The organism is Caminibacter profundus (genome assembly GCF_054657155.1).
Genome location: NZ_BAAHXC010000001.1, coordinates 590,001 through 613,541 on the forward strand (window position 1 = coordinate 590,001; position 23,541 = coordinate 613,541).

Here is a 23,541-nt window from a genome sequence, read left to right on the forward strand (position 1 = left end):
GCACTTGCACCTGCATGACCAAATTGAACACCACTAGAGAAATGTTTAGCAATTGTACCAATACACCAACCAATTACAGGTTTAGTAATTTTTCCTTCTTTAATAGCTTCAATAATTTTATATTCTTCTCTACCACCAACTTCACCTAAAAGTATCATATACTTAACTTGAGGGTTTTTCTCCATTCTTAACATATGATCTATAAAAGTAGAACCTACAAATCTGTCTCCACCAATTGCAACTCCCTCAGCAATTCCATCAGCATTAAGAGAAATTATATTACTTAATTCATTAAATAAACCACCACTTCTAGTAACTAATCCTGCACTACCAGGTCTGTGAAGTTTAGATTTTACAATATTTTCAATAGTACCACCAATATTTGCAACTTTGAATGCACCAGGAGCAATAGCTCCAACTGTTGCAGGGCCAATAATTGTTACACCTTTGTTTCTTGCTTTTTTATTCATAAGTCTTGCAAGTCTTTCAGGAATACCCTCAGCTGTTATCATAATTACTCTAAATTGATCCATATCAAGAGCTTCATTTGTTACATCATAAGCAGTTCTGAATGATGCAAAGTTTAATAATACATCAGCATTTGGATGATTTTTTACAGCTTCAGCTGTAGATCTATAAATTGGAATCATTACCTCATCAGTTCCAAAGAAAAATTTTTCAAATTTATTAGAACTTGTTGGAGCAACAATTGCTGCAACAGATGGCTTTTCTCTTTGAATAATATAATCATAGTCAAGCATTCTTTGAATTGCAGATTTATTATTATTCCAGAAAATCGCTTGTGTATCCCTTGTAAATAATGCATTACTCATTAGTTCGCTCCTTTTTTATCATCTTCAAGTGCCATTCTTACAATATCAGTAATATGAGTTTCTGGTCCGTAAACTTGAATACTTAGACCTAGTTTATCTGCTGCAAGTTTAATATCCCTTAAACCTTTTTCATAATTTGGTCCACCACGTCTAACATAAATTCTAACACCTACATCTTTCATTTTATCAGCATATTTTTCAAATGCTTGAATAATACCAGTAAATGTTTTTGCTACATCTGTAAAGTTTGCAATCGCACCACCAATAATTAAAATTTTATCTCTTCCATCTTTGTCTTTTTCTCTTGTCATTAAATCAAGTACTGTTTCAGTATAAAATCTTGTTTCATCAGTTGTAGGACCACCTGAATACTCACCATAGTTTGCTAAATCTTCAACTCCACCTGCAAGGTCTGCAATAGTGTCAGCATACACAACTGAAGCACCACCACCTGCAACAAGTGTCCAAATTCTACCTTTTGGATTAAGTATAGTTAATTTAAGTGAAGCCCCACTTTTTGCGTCAGCTTCCGCAATAGCTTTCTCTTCCGGAGATTTTTCTGGCATACCAAATGGTGTAGGAAACTCAATATCTCCCCATTTATCTTTCATTAAAAATCCAGCTGTGTCATCAAGCCTTGCAACAAGGTCAAGTAAGTATACATTATTTCCTACAATTACAACAGGGTTAATTTCAAGATATGCAAAATTTAAGTCTCTAAAGAATTTATAAAAATTAATTGCAAAATTCGCATAAACTTCTTTTTTATCTTCTGGAATATCTGCTGGGATATTTTCCTTAATTAATTTTTCAATTTCCTCATCAGTTGAATCAATTGGAACTTTTACTTCTGTAACTTTATCCCAGTTTTCTTCAACTTCCATACCACCATGAGCTGACATATAAAGTACATCATAATTTTCATCAAGGCTAGCTGCTGCAATATAATATTCTTCATCCTCAGTATGTGGTGTAAATGGTTCAACTATAAAATATGTTAAATAATCTTCTTTAGGTTCACCAGCAGGTGTATCACCATCAAACTTAAAATATACTTTTTGTTTTTCACTTCTTTTTTCGTCAATCCACTTAGCTGCATCTTCAAGTGTAACATCACCAGGTTTGTTTACTTTAAAAAGTACTAAGTTATTTTTACCTCTTTTACCAAAAAGCATATCTGGTTTTGCTACAAGCGCTTTTTCTTTTAACCATTCATATCCTGCTTCGTTTGCTTTTTGTTTTAATTCATCGCCACTTTTTACAAGTACACTTTCAAATGGATAATTAAGCCCTTTAAAATAATTATCCCAATTTTCTTTAAAAAGTCTTTTTCCGTCATATTCACGAATCGGTTTTTGAGCCATTAATACTCCTTGAATTTTGTTTTAGAAATTTTAACATTAATCTTTTTTTCTATAAGTATTTTTGTTTAGTTTAATTAATTTTTTTTATAATGTGTTTAGTTTTGAAACATCAATACTTAAAATTTTATTATTTTTGTGAAAAATTGAAACTTCTTTTTTACCTTTAGAGTAATATAGAGAATAATCTTTTCCTTTTTTTACTCCGTAAAAATACAATGCTTTACATAGATATTGATTATTACATGTTAAATAATTAATTTTATTAACTTTTAATACTTTTATTAAAGGTTTTATAAAATAAAAACTCTCACTTAAATTTCTTGCTGGAGTATATTTATTAAAAAAAAGCATTAAATCAAATAAAATTAAAGTAGAAAACAGCGTTGTAAATAACAATCTATATCCAAATCTAAATTTTGGTAGCCTAACTCTATATGAATTTAAATAAGTTTTTACCATAAATATAACATATGGTAACACAAATGGAGCATAATCATCTATCTTTATTCGTTGTCTAAACGAAAAAAGGATAGAAAGTAAAAAAGAAGTAACAGATATAAAAAACAAAACGTCTTTCTTATAAAAAAAACCCTTATATAATGAATATAAAAAGTATAAAAAAACAAAAGGTGAAAATATTAAAACATAAGTACCAATCACATCTAAAAAATACCCTCTGGGCTTACCACCAATTGTGTAATTAAAATAATTTGCATTCAAGGCTAATAATATCAAAGAATATATTAAAAACTTATTATCTTTTTTATAAATAGCATAAAAAATAAGTGCTATATATAATGAAATAAAACTATAATCTATAAAAATTAATAAAAACAACAGCACAAAGAAAAGTTTTTTTCCCTCAATGTACAAATAAAAAAGTAATAAAACAAGAAATACAAGATATATTGATTTGTTAATTATAATACTAGAAATAACGAATCCTGGAATAAGAGAAAAAATAATTACAGCCGCATAGATATCATTCTTTTTATTAAAAATTTTTTTTGAAATATTATAAAAAAGAATTACACTTAAAGAACTAAATAAAATTTGGGGTAAACGAATAGAAAAATCATTTTTTCCAAAAAAAGTAATACTTAAATTAATTATATTTTTAAGGAGCCAAAATTTATCTAATGCTTCAAACTCAATTATAGAAAAAGATAAAAAATTAACCCCATACCACAATAAAAATAGATAGTAAAAAATAAAAAAAATTAAAAGCCTCATAGTTTTAAAAAGTTATTTATAATTTCTTTTCCAAACTCACTCATAATAGACTCTGGATGAAACTGAACACCATAAATTGGTTTGTCTTTTACTCTAAGTGACATAATCTCATTATCATCAAGACTAAAAGAAGTCGGTATGATATTTTTTGGTAAGTTTTTTTGATTTACTACTAATGAATGATATCTTGTAACTCTAAATTCATTTGGTAAATCTTTAAAAATATCATCTTTTAAAGTTACTTCAATATTACTAGTTTTACCATGCATCAAATTTTTAGCTCTAATAATCTCACCCCCAAAAGCATATGCAATAGATTGATGACCAAGACAAACTCCAAGAATTGGTCTATTTACTTTTTTTATCACATCTACACTAATCCCTGCTTCTTTTGGAGTTGATGGACCAGGAGATATAATGATTTTTTCAGGATTTAACTTTTTAATCTCTTCAATACTCATTTCATCATTTCTAATAACTTTTAAATTTGCACCAAGTTCAAGGCAATACTGAACAATATTGTATGTAAAACTATCATAGTTATCTATCATTAATACCATTTAATGCCTTTTTTTAGTAAAATTTTATCCAAAATAATGGAGAATGGAAAATGGTTAATTTAAAAGAAAAATTAAAAGACAAGTTAATTACACTTGAAACAACTCCTCCAAAACTACCAACACTTGATTTAATGATTGAAAAAATTGAAAAAAGCAATGCTTTGGATTTTATAGATGGCTTTTCTACAACTGATTGTCCTTTAAGTAAATTAAAATTTAATTCCATTATAGCTGCATTCAGACTCCAAGATAAATTTAAAAAACCAGTAATTGCCACAATGAGTATGAGAGATAGAAATAAAATAGCACTTCAAAGTGATTTACTTGGTGCCAATGATTTAGGAGTTACTAATATATTGGCTCTAACTGGAGATCCTGCAAGTATGAGTGACCAACCAAAAGTAAAAGGAGTTGTTGAAGGCAGTAGTGTTCTTCTTCTTGAAATAATAAGAGCTTTTAACAATGGAATGGACTATAGTGGAAAAGAATTTAAAATAAAACCAAAACCAATTACTCCATTTGCTGTTAGTAATTCATATGCTAAAAACTTCTCTTCAATTGAGAGAAAAATTTATAAAAAAGTCAAAAACTATGCTACAGGTATAATAACTCAACCTGTCTATGATATGGAAATTGTTGAAAAAATGCTTGAAATTATGAATAATGTAAAAAAAGAATTTAACGATGAAAGAAAAGAATCTGAAATTATTTTTGGTTTTTTCCCAATTACAAGACTTAAAACTGCACAATTTCTTCACTCTCATGTACCTGGTATATATGTACCTGATAACTGGATAGAAAAATTAATAAAAGCTCATAAAATAGGTCCTCAAGAAGAATATAAAGTAGGGCTCGAACTTAGTAAAAATTTATTTCAAAAATTACTAAAAAAACATCCAAAAATACATATTATGACAGCAAATAGGTTTGAAATAGTAAAAGAGCTTTTTTAAAAAGCTCTTAAATATGATATTGTATAAATATTAGAGAAAACATCTTGATTATTATCAGTAAATTTAGCAACGGTATACCCTACTTTAATATTGCTAATCTTATCAATAGTATAGCTTACATCAATACCTGCTGAATATTTATATTCTTCCCCTAGGTTATACACAACAAATCCACCATTAGCAACTTTATAAGCATTTTTACCAATTGCTGCATTTAATGTAGTAGTCCAAGGTCCTTTAAAATTTTGAAGCTTAAAATCAAAGTTTGAGTAATTAGACTGTGATGTTTTGTTATTAGTAATATGAATTAAGTTATATTTTCCTTCTATGTAAAATGATCCGCTCTCAGAATAATAATTACCAAAATTAAAACCTATTTTTGGAGAAAATTGATATGTATTAAAGCCACTATAATCACCTAAATAAAAATCAGCTGCCATATTAAATTTTAGATACTCATAATACATTCCTCCAAGAATAAATACCTTATCATATTCTTTGTTACTCCCTTGTTTAGATAAAATATTATGGATACCCGCTTTAAAAGCTAAATTATATCCTTTATAATAATTCCCAATAATTGTTAAGTCCCCTTGATTCCAGTCTGACATATTTGCATTACTTTTATATTTAATTAAAGATTGTTCTAGATCAAGTTCAATTTTATATGGAGAGTTAAAATAACTTGCATAAATTCCTGCTACATAGCCATTGTCTTTTAAAGATTTTTTAGAATATTTTAAATATGCACCATAAGGCATTATATTAAAAGCAAAACCTAAAGTTGCTATTGCTGCAAAACTTAATAATTTCTTCATTTTTACTCCTTTAATTTATATCCAAAATTTTTTTGATTAATAATTTCAAAACCAATCTTTCTAAGTGAAGAAATAATCACTTTTACACTATCTATACTCTCTATTATTTCACTACTCTCTATTATTTCATCTTTTGAAACATATCTATTTCTATTTTTTATTAAAAAAAATAATAAATCCTTTTCTGCAGGAGTTAATTTAACTAACTCTAGATTTTGATAAACTTCTTTAGTATTAAAATTAATAATAAAATTTTTATACTTATAAACACTTCCTCGAATATTTAAAATTTTCCTTTTTAAATATTCCAACCTAACAGGAATTTTGTAAATTTCATCATAATTATAACAATAATCTCCATTTTCAAGAGATTTTTTATAAATATAAGCATCAATAAATTTCGAAATAAATATAATATAACCATTAAAAAATTTTTTAATTTCTTTTAAACACTCTAAAAAGTCAATATTTATAATTAAAACATCTATTTTACTCTTAAAAACTTCATTAAAAAAATCATCGCAATTATCTACAAACTTCTTCTCAAACTCATAAATATCTTCATAATCAAATATCAATACTTTCATTGTAAATATTTTTTCGCAGTTATATTATTTGGATCAAGTATTAAAACATTTGAAAAAATTTCTTTTGCTTTTTTTATATTCTTTAACTCCCAATAATTTTCTCCTAAAAGATTTAAAAATAAAATGCTAGTAGGATAAATACTTAACATTTTATTACAAACAGCAATAGAGTTTTTATAATCTTTCAATCTAAATAATGCATAAGCATAATAATAATTGCCATAATAATTATAATAATCACTTTTTAAGAGTACATTTCCAATTTCTAAAGTTTTTTTATATTTATTAATAGTATTATAGACTCTCATTAGCCCAAGTTTTGGTTCGAATGAATAAGGCAAAACTCTACTTGCTTTATCGTAATGTTTTATAGCATTTGAATAGTTTTTATTTAAATAAAAAAGCCAAGCAAGTCTTAAATTAATTGTATATCCATTTGGATATTTCTCATATATTGGAATCAAAACTTTTATAGCATCTTGAAAATCTCCCATTTTTTCATAATTATAAGATTCATAATATATTTTTTTTATATCTTTATAATCAAAAGCAAATAATAATGTTATGCTAACTAAAATTATTAGTTTTTTCACGAACTCTCCTTAACACTTTTTCTTTTAATATTATTTTATCAAAACCTTTTTCATAGAAACTAAATACAACTTCTCCAAACTTTGATTTTATTTTTAATGCTTCTTTAGAATATATGTTTTTTTTCTCAAAAAGCTTATAATTAAATGAAATTAAAACCTCACTTACAATAAGCTTTAATCCAGAGTATAATATATCAATAGGCAATATATCTTCAAAAGATATATTTTTATTTATAAAAGGAACACGAGGAGTTAATTTGAAAAGCTCTTTAAGATAACTATTTTTTCCTTCATATTTATAAAAATAAAAAAACTTCTCAGCCGAATAAAAATAAAGCCTATTTTCTCCATCACTCAAATAAAACTCCCCATTTTCATTCATTTCAACTTTAAACTCAACTTCATCAATTTTTTCATGATTTTCAAAAACTTCATACTTATAAATTTCGTCTAAAATAAAATTAAGTTTGAGTTGTACTGATCTATCAACCACTAAGCTTTCTATTTCTTCATCTTTTTTTGGTAATGTATAAAAATAAAGCATATCTTCTTTTATAAATTCGACAAACTTAAAAGGAACTGTTTCACTTCCAAGATATGGATATTTTTGGACTTGTAAGTGAATATGTGGCTCAGGTGAATATCCACTATTACCGCATCTTCCTATAATTTCTCCATATTTTACATAATCTCCTACTTTAACTGGAATAGAATTTTGCATAAGATGTGAAATTTCTACATAAAAACCGGTATCACTTTTAATAATAATATAATTGCCCCAATTATTTATTCTATCTACACTACCTATAAAATTATCAGGTAAATCATCTCTTTTAGCTACAACATATCCACTAATAGGAGCTATTACTGGTTTGCCAAAAGCATAATAATCTTCTAAAAAAAGTCCATCATTCGCATATGTTTTTCCATTTTTTTTAATTACAAAATCATATGCATATTTCCATTTACCCTTATGAGTCCACTCTCCATTAAACCCTTGATAAACTGTCCATTTGCCATTAAATGGAAGATATATTTTAATATCTTTACCTCCAAATCTATAAATATTACTAAGAAAATATAGTAGGCTTTTTTCTGGAGTTTCTTTTATATAAAAATTATAATAATCATAATTTACCCAATACAATAACATTAAAAACAAAAGTACAACTATATTAAAAGGCATAGTATAAACAGGTAAAGAGTACATATTAAAAAAAACTTCCATAGCATCTATAATTAAAACACTTAGCATTACTCCTAAAATTGCTAAAAGATAATTTTTAATATTTGGGATTAAAAAAACCCCACCAAGTGCAATAGCAATTAAAATAAAATTAAAATTATAAGGAGAATTAAATGAAGAATAACCATTAAAAAATAAAGAATGAAAATAAACCCCTATCAAAAAACCAATCACACTCATAAAAAACATTATTCTTGAATAAAAAAGCATTATAAACATAATTACAATTCCAGCAATATTATAAGGTAAGAAAAATATTGTACCAAGAGATTTAAAATAAGAGCTTATCAAATTTATTCCTATATTAATATCAAAAGCACTAAATTTATTTATTATATTATTTAAAAGTGTAGTATATTTTAGACTAGCTAAATAAAATAGCATACTCATAAATGCAAAAGGAAGAGACAAAATTGGCATATACCAATAAGAAAAAATCTTATTTAGTCCAAATGAAAGTAAAAATGTAAAAATAGAAAGTATAATTGTAATTACAATAGTAATAAAGCTAATATCATAAAAATAACCAACTCCCATACCTACAAGTAAAGAGTTATATAGATAAAAACCATATTTTAAATATTCATCTCTTACTTTAATAAACTCAGCAAAAACTATAGTAGAAATTAAACTAACCATTCCAAGTACTGCTACACTTGGAAGAATAAAAGAGAGTAAAAAAATAAAAAAACCTAATCTATAATCTCTTAAAAAGAGAATAGAAGCAAATGGCTTAAAAAGAATTTTTACTTTTTCCATTTTACTTTAAATATTCCGGTAGTTTTTCTTTGTGAATTATATCACTTAAATCCTCTTTTTCTCTAATTAAATGAGGGTTTCCTCCTTTATCAATCAATACCACTGCAGGACGATATCTTATAAACTGCATCCATTGTGTTACATTATATGCCCCAACTGGCCATATAGTTAGGATACTTCCTCTATTAAGTGGAGGAAGCATAATATTTTCATTAATAACATCAATATTCATACAAAGTGGTCCATTTATTTGACTTGGCTCATTTAGTCCCTCATATCTTTTATCAAGGAAAATCTCAAAATTATACCAAAATGCTGTATAAAGTAAATTAACTCCTGCATCTACAATATAACTTTTCTTACCATCAGGAAGTCTTTTGTGAGCAAATACACTTGTTAATAAAAAACCAGCTTCATCAATTAATGCTCTACCTGTTTCAAGATATAATTTTGGAAGTTTGCCTTTATTTACTTCATATATTGCATTTGTTACAGCCTCAGCATATTCATCAGCACTTGGTACAACTACTTCTGGTGATTGATATATACCTTTTAATCTATTTTTACTTGCAAACCCTCCTCCAATATCTATATACTCAATATTAAAACCAAATTCTTCTTCTACTTGGTTTTTAAGTTTAATAAGTTTAATTGTTTCATTTTTATATGCTTCGGCACTTAACATAAAAGTACCTATATGAGCATGAAGACCTGTAAGAATTAATTTTTTACCCTCAAAAATTCTTTTAACTGCATCCATTGCTTCATTATTATCAATATTAAATCCAAATCTACTCCAAGTAGGATAAACACCTGTATCCATATTACATCTAATAGCTACTGGTATTTCAATATCAAGTTCCTCTGCTATTTCTTCTAAGTCATTTATTTCATACCAATGGTCAATATGAATTTTTGCTCCTTCTTTTACTGCAACTTTTAAAGATTCTTTATCCTTATATGGACCATTAAAAATAATATCTTTACCTTCAATTCCAAGATGTCTAGCTTTAGCATATTCAAACTCACTAACTACTTCAGCTTTACTTCCTAATTTATGAAACACCTTACATATAGCATCAAGATAGTTTGTTTTATAACTCCACCAAAACTTAACTTCTGGATATCTACTAGAAAATGCTTCTTTAAACTCATTGTATTTTTCTTCAATTTGTCTCTCGCTAAATACAAAAAGAGGGCTTCCAAACTCATTAACTAGTTCTTTTACACTAACTCCATCTATGTCACTTTTTATTTTCTGAGATTTTAGTGGACTACCATATTTACTTGCCAAATTAAAATCTACCCTGTTAATTGTAGGTTTTACATACATAATATCTCCTTAAATTTCTTTTTTTGTAAGAAGTGTTGTGAATGTCGAAAAGTTAGTAACTATTTCATCTACATATCTTACGTACATTTTTTCATATGGATATTCAAGCTGTTTTTTAACCTTTTCTCCTTGCATCAGTTTTACCATCATTTCAGGCAAATTAACGCCTACTAAAGTAGCAAAATATACCCAAGCTGGAAATCTAGGATTTATTTCAATTAAATAAATATCATCTCCATTTGCTATCGCTTCAAGCTCAAAAGCTCCTCTCCATCCAGTAATTTCAACAAATTTTTTAGCTAAGTTTAAAAGTTTATCGTTTTTTATACTAACTGCACTCCAAACTTTTCCAAGGTCAGTAGTTGTTAATTTTTTAATGCCCACACCTCCAAGTAATTCACCATCAGCAAGACCTACATAATTTATTTCAATTCCACTTACAACTTCTTGGACTAAAAGTGGAAATCCCCACTCATTTGAAATCTTATAAAAATACTCAATTGCTTCATCAAGATTATAAGCCATATATGCTTTATAATAATTTCCCTTTATCATTACAGGAAAACCTATCTCTTTTGTAGCTTTTACTAAATCATCAAGAGAAATAATCTCAATAGTTTTCGGATGATTTACTTTAAGTTTTTTGCAAAATTCAGTTAACTTCTTTTTCTCTCTCATTTCAAAATTTTCTAAACTTGGAAGAAAAGTTTTTATTCCCATTTCATTTAATTTTTTTTGATTTTTAATATATAAAGGAAGTTCTGCATCTAAATTAGGAATTATTGCTTCAATATTACTCTTTTCTTTTATCTCTAAAAGTCTTTTTTTTGTCTCTTCCCATCCAACACTAGGAAATGGCATAAAATATACTTTTTCAAATAACCCCTGATAAATACCAGGCTCATTTGGATCATAACTCAAACCTATTAAACTATGCTCTTTTAAACTTTTAGCAACTGGTATTCCAGGAGCGGGATTGTCTGTATTATTAAGTCCACTTAATGCTATTTTCATTTTACAAGTCCATACACTTTTAATTTAATAAAAAAATCTTCCACATCAAGATACACTTCTTTGAAATCCCGCTCATATTTTTCAGCTAAAATTTTTACTATTTCTTCTTTTGTCTTACCTTCTTTAAGCAAACCAATTATTTCTCTTGCTGTTTCATTTATTTGAAAACTTATCCCAAGCGATGGTATAAAAGCAATACCATTTTCATCAATAACCATTTCATTTATAAGCATTTTCTCTCCTTAAAAGTTTTAATAATTATAATAAAGAAAAGTAAATAGAAGGTAAATGAAGAATTATTTTCTTGATTTTTGCCAAAAGAAAATAATTATCCAAATTGAAAATCCTATAAGATAAGAAAAATATTCATTTGAAAGATGTAAGTAACTACTCATAATATTAGGTAGCATAAAGAAAGGTACAGCTATTAAAAATAAAGTTCTCTCAATAATATTACATCTTTTTATAAAATATCCTTGCGTAGCTGAAGAGAAGCTAAACATCCCAAATATTGCAGTTATAAAAATAACAGCAATTTTAATAGGATCACTTATAAAAGTAAATTCATTAACATCCCATTCATTAACACTATTAATAAGTAAAAGTTCCATATTAAAGAAAAACATAAAAGGAAGAATTGCAGTTCTAATATCATAAGCAAAACCTTGAAGTCCTGTTTTTATAGGGTCAGCTTTTGCAATACCAGCTGCTGCATATGCAGCTATTCCGACAGGTGGAGTATCATCTGCCAAAATACCAAAATAAAATACAAACAAATGTGCTGCAATTGCTGGAATAATAAAACCATTATCTTGAGCTAATTGTAACATTACAGGAGCAGTAAGAGAAGCAACTACTATATAATTTGCTGTAGTTGGAAGCCCCATTCCAAGAATTAAGGAAATAATTGCTGTAAGTAATAAAACAATTAAAATATTTCCATTTGAAAGAGTATCTACAACATCAAGTAAAACTTGCCCAATTCCTGTTAAAGTAATACTTCCTACAACAATCCCTGCAAGAGCAGTTGCAAGAGCAATTGGAACCATATTTTTAGCTCCATTTACCATTCCATAAAAAACATCAATAAAGCCTTGTAAAAAGTCTTCTTTTTTTAATCTTCTTTTTTCAATTACTAATGCTTTAAAAGGATATTGTATAATCATAATCACCATCAAAAGCCATATTGCACTAAATGCAGCCATTTGAGCTGATTGTCTAAGAACAATTAGCACATACATCAAATAAGCTACAGGAATTAAATAATGAAGTCCACTAATAAAAGTTTGCCATTTTGGAGGTAACTTACTAGGGTCTTCTCCTTTAAGTCCTAATTTTTTTGCTTCAAGATGTACAATATAAAAAAGAGCTAAATAACTTACAATAGCTGGAATTGCTGCAGCAATAATCACATCAGTATATGCTAAACCTAAAAACTCAGCAATAATAAAAGCTGCTGCACCCATTACTGGAGGCATAAGTTGACCATTAGTTGATGCAGCAACTTCAATAGCTGCAGCTTTTTCTGCTGGAAATCCTGCTTTTTTCATAAGAGGAATTGTAAAAACACCAGTAGTTACTACATTTGCAGTAGAACTACCGCTAATAACTCCTGTAAGTCCACTTGCTACGACACTTGCTTTTGCAGGACCTCCTGAGTATTTTCCAAGCATTGCATAAGCTAGTTTTATAAAATATTCCCCTGCCCCTGCACGCTCTAATAAACTTCCAAACAAAACAAATAAAAACACAAATCCAGCACTAACTCCAAGGGGTACACCAAAAATACCTTCAGTTGTCAAATACATTTGAGCAATAATTTTTTCAATTGAAGCTCCCTTATGAGAAATAAGTTCTGGTAAATATTGACCAAACTTATCATACATTAAAAAAACAATAGCTACAATACTTAATGCAAATCCTATAACTCTTCTTCCAGCTTCAAGCAAAATTATTATAAACACTACTCCAATAGCAATATCCCTAAAAAGATAGTCTCCCGGCCTATTTGAAAGCCCAACATAATCAATAGCTATATACGCAGCTCCAAGCCCTCCAATACCAGCTAAAATATAATCTAGCCAAGAAATACTCTTTAAAAATTTTGGTTTTTTAACAATAGGATAAATTAAAAATGCCAAAACAATAGCAAAAGACAAATGAACACTTCTTACGATTGTTGAATTAACTGGAAAGTAACTAACATATAGTTGATAAACTGACCAACTAAATGCAATAATAGCAATAATCCAATAATAGATACTATTCGATGAAAAATTTCTCTGACCTTCAAGTTCAGTTAAAATTTTTTCTTCTAAATCTTTATCTATTTCACCTTTTTTTAATACTCCTCTTTCAATTTTATTTATTTTTTTATTTAGTTCTTTATCAACATCTAAATCTATACTCATAGCTCCTCCTTAATTCAATGTTAAAGAATTTAAAATTCCTTAGCATTGAATTAAGAATTAAGAAGAGGGATTAAAGAAGCCCTGCTTCTTGGAAAGCTTTTTTAGCTCCTGGATGCATTATATTTAAATCAAAACCTTTTAATAAATCTTTTTTAGTTAAGTTTTTATAAGCTGGGTGCATTTTTTTGAATTTATCAAAATTATCAAGAATTGCTTTTGTTAGATAATAAACTGTTTTATCATCCATTTTGTTACTTGTAACTAAAATAGCTTTTACTCCATATGTTTTTGTTGTATGATTTACACCTTTATACATTCCAGCAGGAATTACACCCCATGCATAATAAGGCTTCTCAGCTACAAGTTTTTTAGCTGCTGGTACATTATCAAGCGAAATCAAGTCAATTTTAACAGAATTTGCTGCATCTTTAATATTTGCTGTAGGATGACCTACCATATAAAAATATCCATCAATTTTTTTATCTTTCAAAGCATTTGGACATTCTGAAGCTTTTAGTTGTTCAACTTTAATATCTTTTAAATTCATCATTTTACAATAATCAAACAGTGTTTTAACAGCAGCTTCATTACCACTTCCCGGATTTCCTATATTAATTCTATGTCCTTTTAAATCAAAGAAGTTTTTAATGCCACTATCTTTTCTTACAACTAGTGTCAAAAGTTCAGGATGAATTGACATTACAACTCTCTCACCTTTAAATGGTTTGCCTTTAAATTTACCTTCTCCATGATATGCTTGATATACTACATCAGATTGAGCAATACCAAAGTCAAGCTCACCTTTTCTAATAGCATTAATGTTATACACACTACCACCTGTTGATTCAACTGTACATTTAATACCAGTTTGTTTTTTCATTTTATTCATAATTCTACAAATAGCTCCACCTGTTGGATAATATACACCTGTAACTCCACCTGTACCAATTGTAATATATTCATATGCAAATGCACTTGTCGCAAGAACTGCTGCTGAAACTGCACTAATTATAAACTTTTTCATACTTACTCCTTTTTATTTTTCTTACATTATAACAAAAAAAATAAAAATATTAAAAAATTTTTAATTTATAAGGAAAATTTATGAAGAAAAGGAAGAAGAGTTATTGATGATAATTAGGAGCTTCTTTTGTAATAGTTACATCATGAACATGAGATTCTTTAAGACCTGCACTTGTAATCTCAACAAACTCAGCTACTTCTTGGAATGTCCTTATATCTTTCGCTCCGCAATATCCCATAGAAGCTCTAAGCCCTCCTATAAGTTGATGAACCACATCAGATATTTTACCTCTATATGGAACCATTCCTTCAATTCCTTCAGGAACTAACTTATCTGCAGCTGTTCCTTCTTGGAAATATCTATCATTACTTCCCTTTTGCATAGCTCCAATACTTCCCATACCTCTATAACTTTTGTATTGTCTTCCTTGATACATAATAGTTTCACCAGGAGACTCTTCAGTACCTGCAAGTAAACTTCCTATCATTACACTACTAGCACCAGCGGCTATTGCTTTTGCTATATCTCCTGAATATTTAATTCCACCATCAGCAATTACTGGTACACCATACTTTGCAGCTTCAGCAGCACATTCGTCAATTGCACTAATTTGCGGTACCCCTACACCTGCTACAATTCTTGTTGTACAAATACTACCAGGTCCGATACCAATTTTAACAGCATCAGCACCAGCTTCAATCAAAGCTCTTGTAGCTTCAGCAGTTGCAACATTTCCTGCAACCACATCGACATCAAATCTCTCTTTAACAGCTTTAACTAAATCAATTATCCCACGTGAGTGACCATGTGCTGAATCAATAACAATTACATCAACACCAGCACCAACAAGAGCTGCTGCTCTTTCAATTCCATTACCTACTCCTATTGCAGCTGCAACACGAAGTCTTCCATATTTATCTTTATTTGCATTTGGATACTCTTTTTTCTTTTGAATATCCTTAATAGTAATAAGTCCTTTTAAATATCCTTCATCATCAACAATTGGAAGTTTTTCAATTTTATGTTTATGTAAGATATCTTCAGCTTCTTCAAGAGTTATACCTTCTTTTGCTGTTACAAGGGGCATCTTTGTCATTAATTCTTGTACTGGTTTATTATAATTTTTTTCAAACCTTAAATCTCTATTTGTAAGAATTCCTACAAGTTTCCCATTTTTATCAATAACTGGCACCCCTGAAATTTTATAAGTTGCCATAATTTCCATTGCTTTTGCAATAGAATCTTCAGGAAATACTTTTACTGGGTCAATTATAACACCACTTTCGCTTTTTTTAACTTTTTCCACTTCTCTTGCTTGAAATGCTATATCCATATTCTTATGAATTACACCAATTCCACCAAGTCTTGCAATTGCAATTGCAGCACGAGATTCTGTAACTGTATCCATCGCTGCTGAAACTATTGGAATATTAAGAGTTACATTTCTAGTAAATCTAGTTTTTAAATCAACTTCTTTTGGTAGTACTTCTGAATACTTTGGTACTAATAATACATCTTCAAAAGTTAAAGCTTTATATTTTATTCTCATTTTGATTCCTTTACTAAGTTTTCTACTATTTTTGCTCCATCAAATAATGTTTGTTCATCAAAGTGCTTAGCAATTAATTGAACTCCAATAGGTAAATTATTTTTGTCTCTACCAATAGACAAAGAAATTGCAGGTACTCCTGCTAAATTTACACTAATTGTATAAATATCGCTTAAATACATTTCAAGTGGGTCTTTTTTACTACCAAACTCAAATGCAGTAGTTGGTGTAACAGGTGTTAAAACTAAATCAGCTTCAGCAAACAGCTTATCAAACTCGTTTTTTATTAAATGCCTAACTTTTTGGGCTTTAATATAATATGCATCATAATATCCACTTGAAAGAACAAAAGTTCCAAGCATTATTCTTCTTTTTACTTCTTCTCCAAACTGAGCACGAGTTAGTCTGTAAGTCTCTTTTAAGTCTTTACCTTCTATTCTATTACCATATCTCATTCCATCAAATCTAGCTAAGTTAGAACTAGCTTCAGCAGTCGCTACTACATAATAAGTAGCAACATCATATTTTGAATTCATTAAGTTTTTATGAATTATTGTATGACCTTCTTTTTCAAGAGCCTTTATTACATCTAAAATAGCTTTTTTTATATCTTCATCAGCTTCATCAATATAGTTATCAATAACTGCTATTTTTAACTTTTTGTCTGTATCAATTTCAACAGGTTTAAAATCAACAGGCGATGATGTTGAATCTTTTTTATCATATCCCGCTATAATATTATATAAAATAGCAGCATCTTCTACATTTTGTGTAATAGGACCAATTTGATCAAGACTGCTTGAAAAAGCAACAAGACCATACCTTGATACTCTTCCATAAGTTGGTTTCATTCCAACAACCCCACAAAATGCTGCGGGCTGACGAATAGATCCACCTGTATCACTACCAAGTGCTGCAATAGCTATTCCAGCTCCAACAACTGCAGCACTTCCTCCACTACTTCCTCCTGATACTCTATCTGGATTATGTGGATTTAATGTTTTACCATAGTAACTTGTTTCAGTAGAGCTTCCCATAGCAAATTCATCCATATTGCATCTACCATAAGCGCTAAGCCCATTTTCTAACATTTTTTCAATAACTGTAGCATTATAAGGAGCCTTGTATCCTTGAAGAATTTTACTACTACATGTAATATCCCACCCTTTTACATTTATATTATCTTTAATAGCAACTGGTACTCCATCACCAAGTTCGCTTAACTCTTTATCTAAAAATTGTTCAATATAACCACCTAACTCTTTTTTCTCTTTTGCTTTAGCCTGAATGTCTTTTTTGATTTCTTTTAGTTCTTCTTTTGGTAAATTAAGTGCTTCTTTTAATGTTATCATTATTATCCTTTTTATCAGAGTCTATTTTTGTATCTAATTTTAAACTTTTTAACCATAAATAAATTAAAAAACTTCCTCCTATTAAAACTACTACAGTTAAAGCAATAAACCCAAAAGAAATTGGCTTATCCATTAATTACCTTGTCACATCTATCACAAAGCTCTCCTTCCCTCTCAGCTAAATACCTCCAACATCTAGGGCACTTATGAAGATGCGATTTTTTAATTTTTACAATAAATCTATCGTCTTCCCCTACATAAAATTTTCCTAACTCTTCACCTTCAATATTATCGCAAATTAAACTAATATTAAAAAAGTCTCTCATTTCATCTTTTAATAATTTATCGTAATTTGTTTGAATAGCAAGTTCAAGTGTATCTTTTATTATTTTTTCTTTTTTAAGTCTATCTACGATTTCATAAAATCTTCTTCTAATTTCAAGTACCTCTTCATCAATTGGATTAGGAGTGGCAGTTAAAGGTGCATATACAAAATCAAAAATATCTTGTTTATCTTCTTTAATTACCTTTGGAGCATGTTCTACTGCTTCATCCATTGTATAAGTTAACACTGGTGCTAAAAGAGGTAAAAGTTCTTTTAAAATAATAGCCATTGTACTTTGAGAATTTCTTCTTTTTGAAGAGTCTTTTGCTTCACAATATAATCTATCTTTGCACACATCGAGATAAATTGCACTAAGTTCAGTTACAATAAAATGATTTAAAAGTTGAAATGCTTTTGAAAAATCATATTTATTAAATAAATAAACTACCTCATCAAAAACTGCTTTACTTCTAGCTAAAATCCATTTATCAATCATACTTGGATTATCAAGTTTTATCTCTTCTAAATCATTTACATTTGCAAGTAAAAACCTAATTGTGTTTCTTATTTTTCTGTATTGTTCTGATACCTGCTTTAAAATATTATCGCCAAGCTTAATATCTGAACTATAATCACTTGTAGCAACCCAAAGCCTTAAAATTTCTGTCCCATACTTTTTAGCAACTTCATTTGGTGCTACAACATTTCCTTTACTTTTACTCATCTTCTCACCCTTTTCATCTACAGTAAACCCGTGGGTGAGAATTGACTTATAAGGAGCTTTATTATTAACAGCAGTTGAAACTAAAAGTGAACTTTGAAACCAACCTCTATGTTGATCACTTCCTTCTAAATACATACTTGCTGGATAATCACCTGCATCATATCTATCACTTTTGAGTACTGCAAACCAAGTAGAACCACTATCAAACCAAACATCTAAAATGTCTTGAACTTTTTCTAGATTCTCTGCTAAATCTTTTTTTGATTCAGGTAATAGATCCTCAGTATTCATTTCATACCAAGCATCAGTACCTTTTAATTTAAAGATTTTATAAATATGATCAATAATTTCATCATCAATAATAAGTTCACCTATTCTTTTATCTCTAAAAAATGCTATTGGCACACCCCAATCTCTTTGTCTACTTATACACCAATCAGGTCTATTTGTAATCATTGATGAAAGTCTATTTTTACCACTTGCTGGAGTGAACTCAACATTTTCTATTTCTTTAAGTGCTCTATTTCTAAGAGTATTTCCTTCTATCTCTTTATCCATTGTAATAAAAAATTGTTTTGTTGCACGGAATATCACTGGATTATGACATCTCCAACAATGCGGATATGAGTGAGTAAATCTAAAAACACTTACTAAATTTTCACCTAAAAGTTCTAAAATCTTAGGATTCGCATCAAATATATGTACTCCAACAAAATCACTAGGCAACAATTTTTCTTTGATAATAATTTCAGAATATTTTCCTTCATCATCTACAGGTTGAATAATCTCTTCAAATCCATATGCTCTCCAAACTCTATAGTCTTCTTCACCATGTCCTGGAGCAGTATGAACACATCCTGTACCACCATCCATAGTTACGTGTTCACCTAAAATAATAATTGATTCTCTACCATTTAGTGGATTAATTGCTTTTAAATTCTCAAGCTCTTTTGCAGAAAATTCTTTAATAATTTTTCCATTTACAACTTCATTTTCTTTCAAACTATCATACAATTCTTTTGCAACAATTTTATTATCTTCACTTAATACATACGTTTCATCAGGGTTTAACGCTATACCCATATTTGCTGGAAGTGTCCAAGGAGTAGTTGTCCAAATTACTATTTTTGCATTTTGAGTACCAAGTTTAGCATTAGCACTATCACTTAAGTCAAATGCTACATAAATTGAATAGTCTTCTTTATCTTCATACTCTACTTCAGCTTCCGCAAGAGCAGTTTTATCATGCATACACCAAAACACAGGTTTACTTCTCTCAACCAAAAGACCTTTTTTAGCAATTTCAGCTAATGCTTTGTATATATCTGCCTCAAACTCAAAATCCATAGTTTTATAAGGATTTTCCCAATCCCCTATAACTCCAAGAGATTTGAACTCTTCCATTTGAATATCTATAAATTTTGCTGCATGTTCGCGACAAAGTTCTCTTATCTTTGTTTTAGGTAAGCTCTCTTTTTTTGTACGACCTATTTTTTTTTCTACTTGCTGTTCGATTGGAAGTCCGTGACAATCCCAACCCGGTACATACCTAATATCAAACCCTTGAAAATAATAAAACTTATTAATTATATCTTTTAAAATCTTATTTAATGCATGACCTATATGGATATGTCCATTTGCATATGGAGGCCCATCGTGAAGATTAAATTTTTCTTTTCCATTTCTATTTTTTTTCATTTTTTCATAAACATCTTCACTAAACCATTTTTGATATCTTTTTGGCTCATTTGCAGGCAAATTTCCTCTCATTGGAAAAGTAGTTTTTGGGAGCAAGAGAGTTTCTTTATAATCCATCGAAGTTTTCCTTTTTTGCAAGGTATTATACCAAAAGTATAAGTTAAAAGTGTAAAGTGAAAAGAGCAAAGTAATAAATTTTATAAAGTTTTATAAAACTAAATTTATAATCATATTACACTTTTTACTTTCATTTTTTAATTTATTCAATGTGTGTTACTACTTTTACAATATTAGGGTCTGCAAAAAAATCTTCGCTCTTACCATCATATTCAAATTGAGAGAGTATATCTCTAATCACATTAAGCCTTGCTCTTTTTTTATCATTTGCATCAACTTCAATCCAAGGAGCATAAGGAGTTGAAGTAGAAGCAAAAATATCTCCTTTTGCTTTTTGATATTCATCATATTTTTTATGACTTTCCCAATCTATTGGTGAGAGTTTCCATTTTTTAAGTGGATCATTTTCACGAGATTTTAATCTCTTTTTTTGTTCTTCTTTGCTAATTTGTAACCAATATTTAAAAAACTTTATCCCATCATCCACTATCATTTCTTCAAATCTTGGACATTGACGAATAAATTTTAAATACTCTTCATGAGTACAAAACCCCATTACTCTTTCAATCCCTGCCCTATTATACCAACTTCTGTCAAACAAAACTATTTCTCCTCCAGCTGGCAAATGTTTTGCATATCTTTGAAAATACCACTCACTTTTTTCTCTATCACTAGGTTTTGGAAGAGCAACTGCCCTTGCACTTCTTGGATTTAGATGTTCTAAAATTCTTTTAATTGTCCCACCTTTTCCTGCTGTATCAATTCCTTCAAAAAGAATTACCATTCTTTTTTTTGTTTTATTTATCCACATTTGAAGTTTTACTAACTCTATTTGTAATTTTAATAATTCCTCTTCATAAAAACTGTTTCTTAATTTTCCATTACTCTTGTATACTTTATTTTTTGATTTTTTATATTCAGGCAATTTAGATATATCATAATGCATTACAAACCTTTAATTGTGTTATAATTATTATAACATAAAGGAGATAGTATGAAAGTATTATTCATTGGAAAAGAATGGAGATTTAAAAAAGCTCTAAAAGAGGAACTTTTTAGGTATATAAGTTTTGACTCTATTGAATATCTAGATAGCTTTGATATAAATTTTATTCCAAATGATGATATGCTAATTGTTACAAATAAAAAAACATATCCACTTGTTGCAAGAATAACAGCAAGACTTTCTAATCAAAACCTTGTAGTTAAAAATGACTTTTTAGTGCCTGAAATGGCAAAATTTTCAAAAAATAGCTTTTTAGTAACTTTAAATGAAAAAAATGTAAATGTAATCTTACTTGAAGATAAAGTCCCAGAAATTTTTTTAATTACTCCTGAGTACGAAGAAATCAATATTTTTAAATTTGATAAAGATAGCGCCTTAATGTTTATTGAACCAATTTTAAACGCTCATAAGCTTGAATATACAATAACTCCTAATGTTGGTGGTTTTTTACAAATTTTTACAGAACCTCTTGAAGACAAAATAAAAAAAGAAATATTAGAAGCTATCCCTTATATAATTTTTGGAGATATATTTGAACATATTGTAAAACATTTACCTCCTAAAAAAATTTCATTTGCTGAAAGCTGCACAGGAGGTCTTATAGCAAGTAATCTCACAAAAATTAGTGGAACTAGTAATTGCTTTGATGGAAGTGTAGTAAGCTATGCAAATTGGATCAAACAAGAGTGGCTTGGTGTATCACACACTACACTTGAAAAATACGGAGCAGTCAGTGAACAGACTGTAAAAGAAATGTTACTTGGTAATATTGAAATTTCTAAATCTGATTATGCTATAGCAGTAAGTGGTATTGCAGGACCTACAGGTGGCACTCCTAATAAACCTGTAGGGACTGTTTACATAGGGGTAGCTGATAGAAAAAGTCTTAAAGTAGAGTTACATAACTTTAAAGGAGATAGAAATTACATTCAATATCAGGCAATGATGAATGCTATTAGAATGTTTATAGATTTTAGCTCTCTTTATAGTAAAATTTCATAAAAAAGGTAATTTATGCCAAATTCAATTGAGAGAGTAAAAAAAGCTATTGAAGAAATTCAAAAAGGAAATATCATTATAATGATAGATGATGAAGATAGAGAGAATGAAGGAGATTTAGTTTATGCTGGTGTATTTTCCACTCCTGAAAAAGTTAATTTTTTAGCAAAAGAAGGGAGAGGTCTTATATGTGTGTCTCTTACAAAAGAGATAGCAAATAGACTTGACCTAAGACCTATGGTTGATTCAAATAAGGAAAGTTTTTCTACAGCTTTTACAATCAGTGTAGATGCAAAAGAAACTAAAACTGGAATTAGTGCTTACGAGAGGGATTTAACCATTAAAAAACTAAGCTCTCCTACTAGTAAATCTGATGATTTTGTTCGTCCAGGTCATATTTTCCCTCTTATTGCAAAAGATGGAGGAGTGTTAGTCAGAACTGGCCATACAGAAGGAAGTGTTGATATATGCCGTTTAGCTGGAATTTATCCAAGCGCTGTTATATGTGAGATCATGAATGAAGACGGAACAATGGCAAGACGCTCTGATCTAGCAAAATTTGCTAAAAAACATAATTTAGCAGTTGTTTACATCTCAGACATAGTAGAGTATCGCTTGCAGATAGAAAGCTTAGTTAAAATTATAAATAAAGAAAAAATAGAAATTGATGGAGTTGCTTTTGAAAAATATACATTCAAAGACCATTTAGGACATATTCATTATGCTCTAATAAATAATCCTAAAACAACAACAAACATAAAATTTTATAAAGTTACTAAAAATGTAGACTTTTTACTTGATGATAAAAAAATGAAAGAATATAAAAAAGTTCTTGAATATATTAAATATAACAATGGAGTAATTATTTTTATAGATTCCGATGCAAAAGATAATAAAGAATTTGGAATAGGAGCTCAGATTTTAAAGTCTCTTGGAATAGAAAAATTAAATCTTTTATCTAGACACAAAAATGAACTCAATGCGTTAAAAGGTTTTGGAATTGAAATAAAGGAGTATGTAAAAATATAAAAAACAAGGGTAAG

21 protein-coding genes (1 of these 21 cut by a window edge) are annotated in these 23,541 nt (G+C 28.7%); 3 read left to right on the forward strand and 18 right to left on the reverse strand.

The genetic code is table 11. From position 1 onward, the window contains the following. The 4 genes from ACYQ1U_RS03010 to ACYQ1U_RS03025 all read right to left on the reverse strand — a co-directional run. A protein-coding gene (locus ACYQ1U_RS03010) for a citrate/2-methylcitrate synthase (RefSeq protein WP_459884158.1) crosses the window boundary here: on the reverse strand, positions 1 to 833 show its 5' end (the start). The gene continues 1,018 nt to the left of window position 1, outside the view; only the first 833 of its 1,851 coding nucleotides appear in the window; it begins with the start codon at positions 831 to 833; its stop codon lies beyond the left edge, outside the window. Further along, positions 833 to 2,197, reverse strand: a complete 1,365-nt coding sequence (locus tag ACYQ1U_RS03015; protein WP_459884161.1) for an ATP citrate lyase citrate-binding domain-containing protein — start codon at positions 2,195 to 2,197, stop codon at positions 833 to 835. The genes ACYQ1U_RS03010 and ACYQ1U_RS03015 overlap by 1 nt, the downstream gene beginning before the upstream one ends. Before the next feature lie 84 nt (positions 2,198 to 2,281). Beyond that, positions 2,282 to 3,430 carry a glycosyltransferase family 39 protein gene (locus tag ACYQ1U_RS03020; RefSeq protein ID WP_459884163.1) on the reverse strand — a complete coding sequence of 383 codons (1,149 nt, stop codon included), beginning with the start codon at positions 3,428 to 3,430 and terminating at the stop codon, positions 2,282 to 2,284. Next, positions 3,427 to 3,990: an anthranilate synthase component II gene (locus ACYQ1U_RS03025; RefSeq protein ID WP_459884165.1), complete on the reverse strand. Its 564-nt coding sequence runs from the start codon at positions 3,988 to 3,990 to the stop codon at positions 3,427 to 3,429. The genes ACYQ1U_RS03020 and ACYQ1U_RS03025 overlap by 4 nt, the downstream gene beginning before the upstream one ends. 50 nt (positions 3,991 to 4,040) lie before the next feature. Here ACYQ1U_RS03025 and ACYQ1U_RS03030 point away from each other — a divergent pair, with 50 nt between their 5' ends. Further along, positions 4,041 to 4,943 (forward strand): methylenetetrahydrofolate reductase, encoded by a 903-nt coding sequence (locus ACYQ1U_RS03030; protein ID WP_459884167.1) that lies wholly within the window; start codon positions 4,041 to 4,043, stop codon positions 4,941 to 4,943. Here ACYQ1U_RS03030 and ACYQ1U_RS03035 read toward each other — a convergent pair. From ACYQ1U_RS03035 to ppk2, 14 genes are all read right to left on the reverse strand, one after another. After that, the gene (locus tag ACYQ1U_RS03035; RefSeq protein WP_459884170.1) at positions 4,940 to 5,761 is read right to left on the reverse strand and encodes a hypothetical protein; all 822 of its coding nucleotides are present in this window, start codon (positions 5,759 to 5,761) and stop codon (positions 4,940 to 4,942) included. The two genes, ACYQ1U_RS03030 and ACYQ1U_RS03035, sit on opposite strands and share 4 nt — an antisense overlap. Positions 5,762 to 5,763: 2 nt before the next feature. Then, the gene (locus ACYQ1U_RS03040; RefSeq protein ID WP_459884173.1) at positions 5,764 to 6,348 is read right to left on the reverse strand and encodes a winged helix-turn-helix domain-containing protein; all 585 of its coding nucleotides are present in this window, start codon (positions 6,346 to 6,348) and stop codon (positions 5,764 to 5,766) included. Next, the gene (locus ACYQ1U_RS03045) at positions 6,345 to 6,941 is read right to left on the reverse strand and encodes a tetratricopeptide repeat protein (protein WP_459884175.1); all 597 of its coding nucleotides are present in this window, start codon (positions 6,939 to 6,941) and stop codon (positions 6,345 to 6,347) included. The genes ACYQ1U_RS03040 and ACYQ1U_RS03045 overlap by 4 nt, the downstream gene beginning before the upstream one ends. Next, positions 6,916 to 8,946: an urea transporter gene (locus ACYQ1U_RS03050; RefSeq protein WP_459884177.1), complete on the reverse strand. Its 2,031-nt coding sequence runs from the start codon at positions 8,944 to 8,946 to the stop codon at positions 6,916 to 6,918. The genes ACYQ1U_RS03045 and ACYQ1U_RS03050 overlap by 26 nt, the downstream gene beginning before the upstream one ends. Before the next feature lies 1 nt (position 8,947). Next, positions 8,948 to 10,279 (reverse strand): alanine racemase, encoded by a 1,332-nt coding sequence (locus ACYQ1U_RS03055; RefSeq protein ID WP_459884179.1) that lies wholly within the window; start codon positions 10,277 to 10,279, stop codon positions 8,948 to 8,950. A gap of 9 nt (positions 10,280 to 10,288) precedes the next feature. Further along, positions 10,289 to 11,293, reverse strand: a complete 1,005-nt coding sequence (locus ACYQ1U_RS03060) for an ATP-grasp domain-containing protein (protein ID WP_459884181.1) — start codon at positions 11,291 to 11,293, stop codon at positions 10,289 to 10,291. Further along, the gene (locus ACYQ1U_RS03065) at positions 11,290 to 11,526 is read right to left on the reverse strand and encodes a PqqD family protein (protein WP_459884183.1); all 237 of its coding nucleotides are present in this window, start codon (positions 11,524 to 11,526) and stop codon (positions 11,290 to 11,292) included. The genes ACYQ1U_RS03060 and ACYQ1U_RS03065 overlap by 4 nt, the downstream gene beginning before the upstream one ends. A 63-nt stretch (positions 11,527 to 11,589) precedes the next feature. Beyond that, positions 11,590 to 13,704 carry a TRAP transporter permease gene (locus tag ACYQ1U_RS03070; RefSeq protein WP_459884185.1) on the reverse strand — a complete coding sequence of 705 codons (2,115 nt, stop codon included), beginning with the start codon at positions 13,702 to 13,704 and terminating at the stop codon, positions 11,590 to 11,592. Positions 13,705 to 13,774: 70 nt separating this feature from the next. Next, positions 13,775 to 14,728: a TAXI family TRAP transporter solute-binding subunit gene (locus ACYQ1U_RS03075; protein WP_459884187.1), complete on the reverse strand. Its 954-nt coding sequence runs from the start codon at positions 14,726 to 14,728 to the stop codon at positions 13,775 to 13,777. 100 nt (positions 14,729 to 14,828) lie between these two features. Further along, positions 14,829 to 16,277: an IMP dehydrogenase gene (guaB, locus tag ACYQ1U_RS03080; protein ID WP_459884188.1), complete on the reverse strand. Its 1,449-nt coding sequence runs from the start codon at positions 16,275 to 16,277 to the stop codon at positions 14,829 to 14,831. Continuing rightward, entirely contained in the window at positions 16,274 to 17,629 is a 1,356-nt protein-coding gene (gatA, locus tag ACYQ1U_RS03085; RefSeq protein ID WP_459884189.1) for an Asp-tRNA(Asn)/Glu-tRNA(Gln) amidotransferase subunit GatA, read from the reverse strand. The genes guaB and gatA overlap by 4 nt, the downstream gene beginning before the upstream one ends. Then, entirely contained in the window at positions 17,604 to 17,762 is a 159-nt protein-coding gene (locus ACYQ1U_RS03090) for a hypothetical protein (RefSeq protein ID WP_459884190.1), read from the reverse strand. The genes gatA and ACYQ1U_RS03090 overlap by 26 nt, the downstream gene beginning before the upstream one ends. Next, positions 17,755 to 20,493 carry an isoleucine--tRNA ligase gene (ileS, locus tag ACYQ1U_RS03095; protein ID WP_459884191.1) on the reverse strand — a complete coding sequence of 913 codons (2,739 nt, stop codon included), beginning with the start codon at positions 20,491 to 20,493 and terminating at the stop codon, positions 17,755 to 17,757. Before ileS ends, ACYQ1U_RS03090 begins: the two co-directional genes overlap by 8 nt. A gap of 142 nt (positions 20,494 to 20,635) precedes the next feature. Next, positions 20,636 to 21,439 carry a polyphosphate kinase 2 gene (gene ppk2 / locus ACYQ1U_RS03100; RefSeq protein ID WP_459884193.1) on the reverse strand — a complete coding sequence of 268 codons (804 nt, stop codon included), beginning with the start codon at positions 21,437 to 21,439 and terminating at the stop codon, positions 20,636 to 20,638. A gap of 48 nt (positions 21,440 to 21,487) precedes the next feature. Between ppk2 and ACYQ1U_RS03105 the strand changes: the two genes are divergently transcribed. Together ACYQ1U_RS03105 and ACYQ1U_RS03110 are read left to right on the forward strand one after the other, a co-directional pair. After that, the gene (locus ACYQ1U_RS03105; RefSeq protein ID WP_459884195.1) at positions 21,488 to 22,501 is read left to right on the forward strand and encodes a CinA family protein; all 1,014 of its coding nucleotides are present in this window, start codon (positions 21,488 to 21,490) and stop codon (positions 22,499 to 22,501) included. A gap of 12 nt (positions 22,502 to 22,513) precedes the next feature. After that, a complete protein-coding gene (locus tag ACYQ1U_RS03110) occupies positions 22,514 to 23,527 on the forward strand; it encodes a bifunctional 3,4-dihydroxy-2-butanone 4-phosphate synthase/GTP cyclohydrolase II (protein ID WP_459884197.1) in 1,014 nt (337 codons plus the stop codon). Positions 23,528 to 23,541 lie beyond the last annotated feature (14 nt).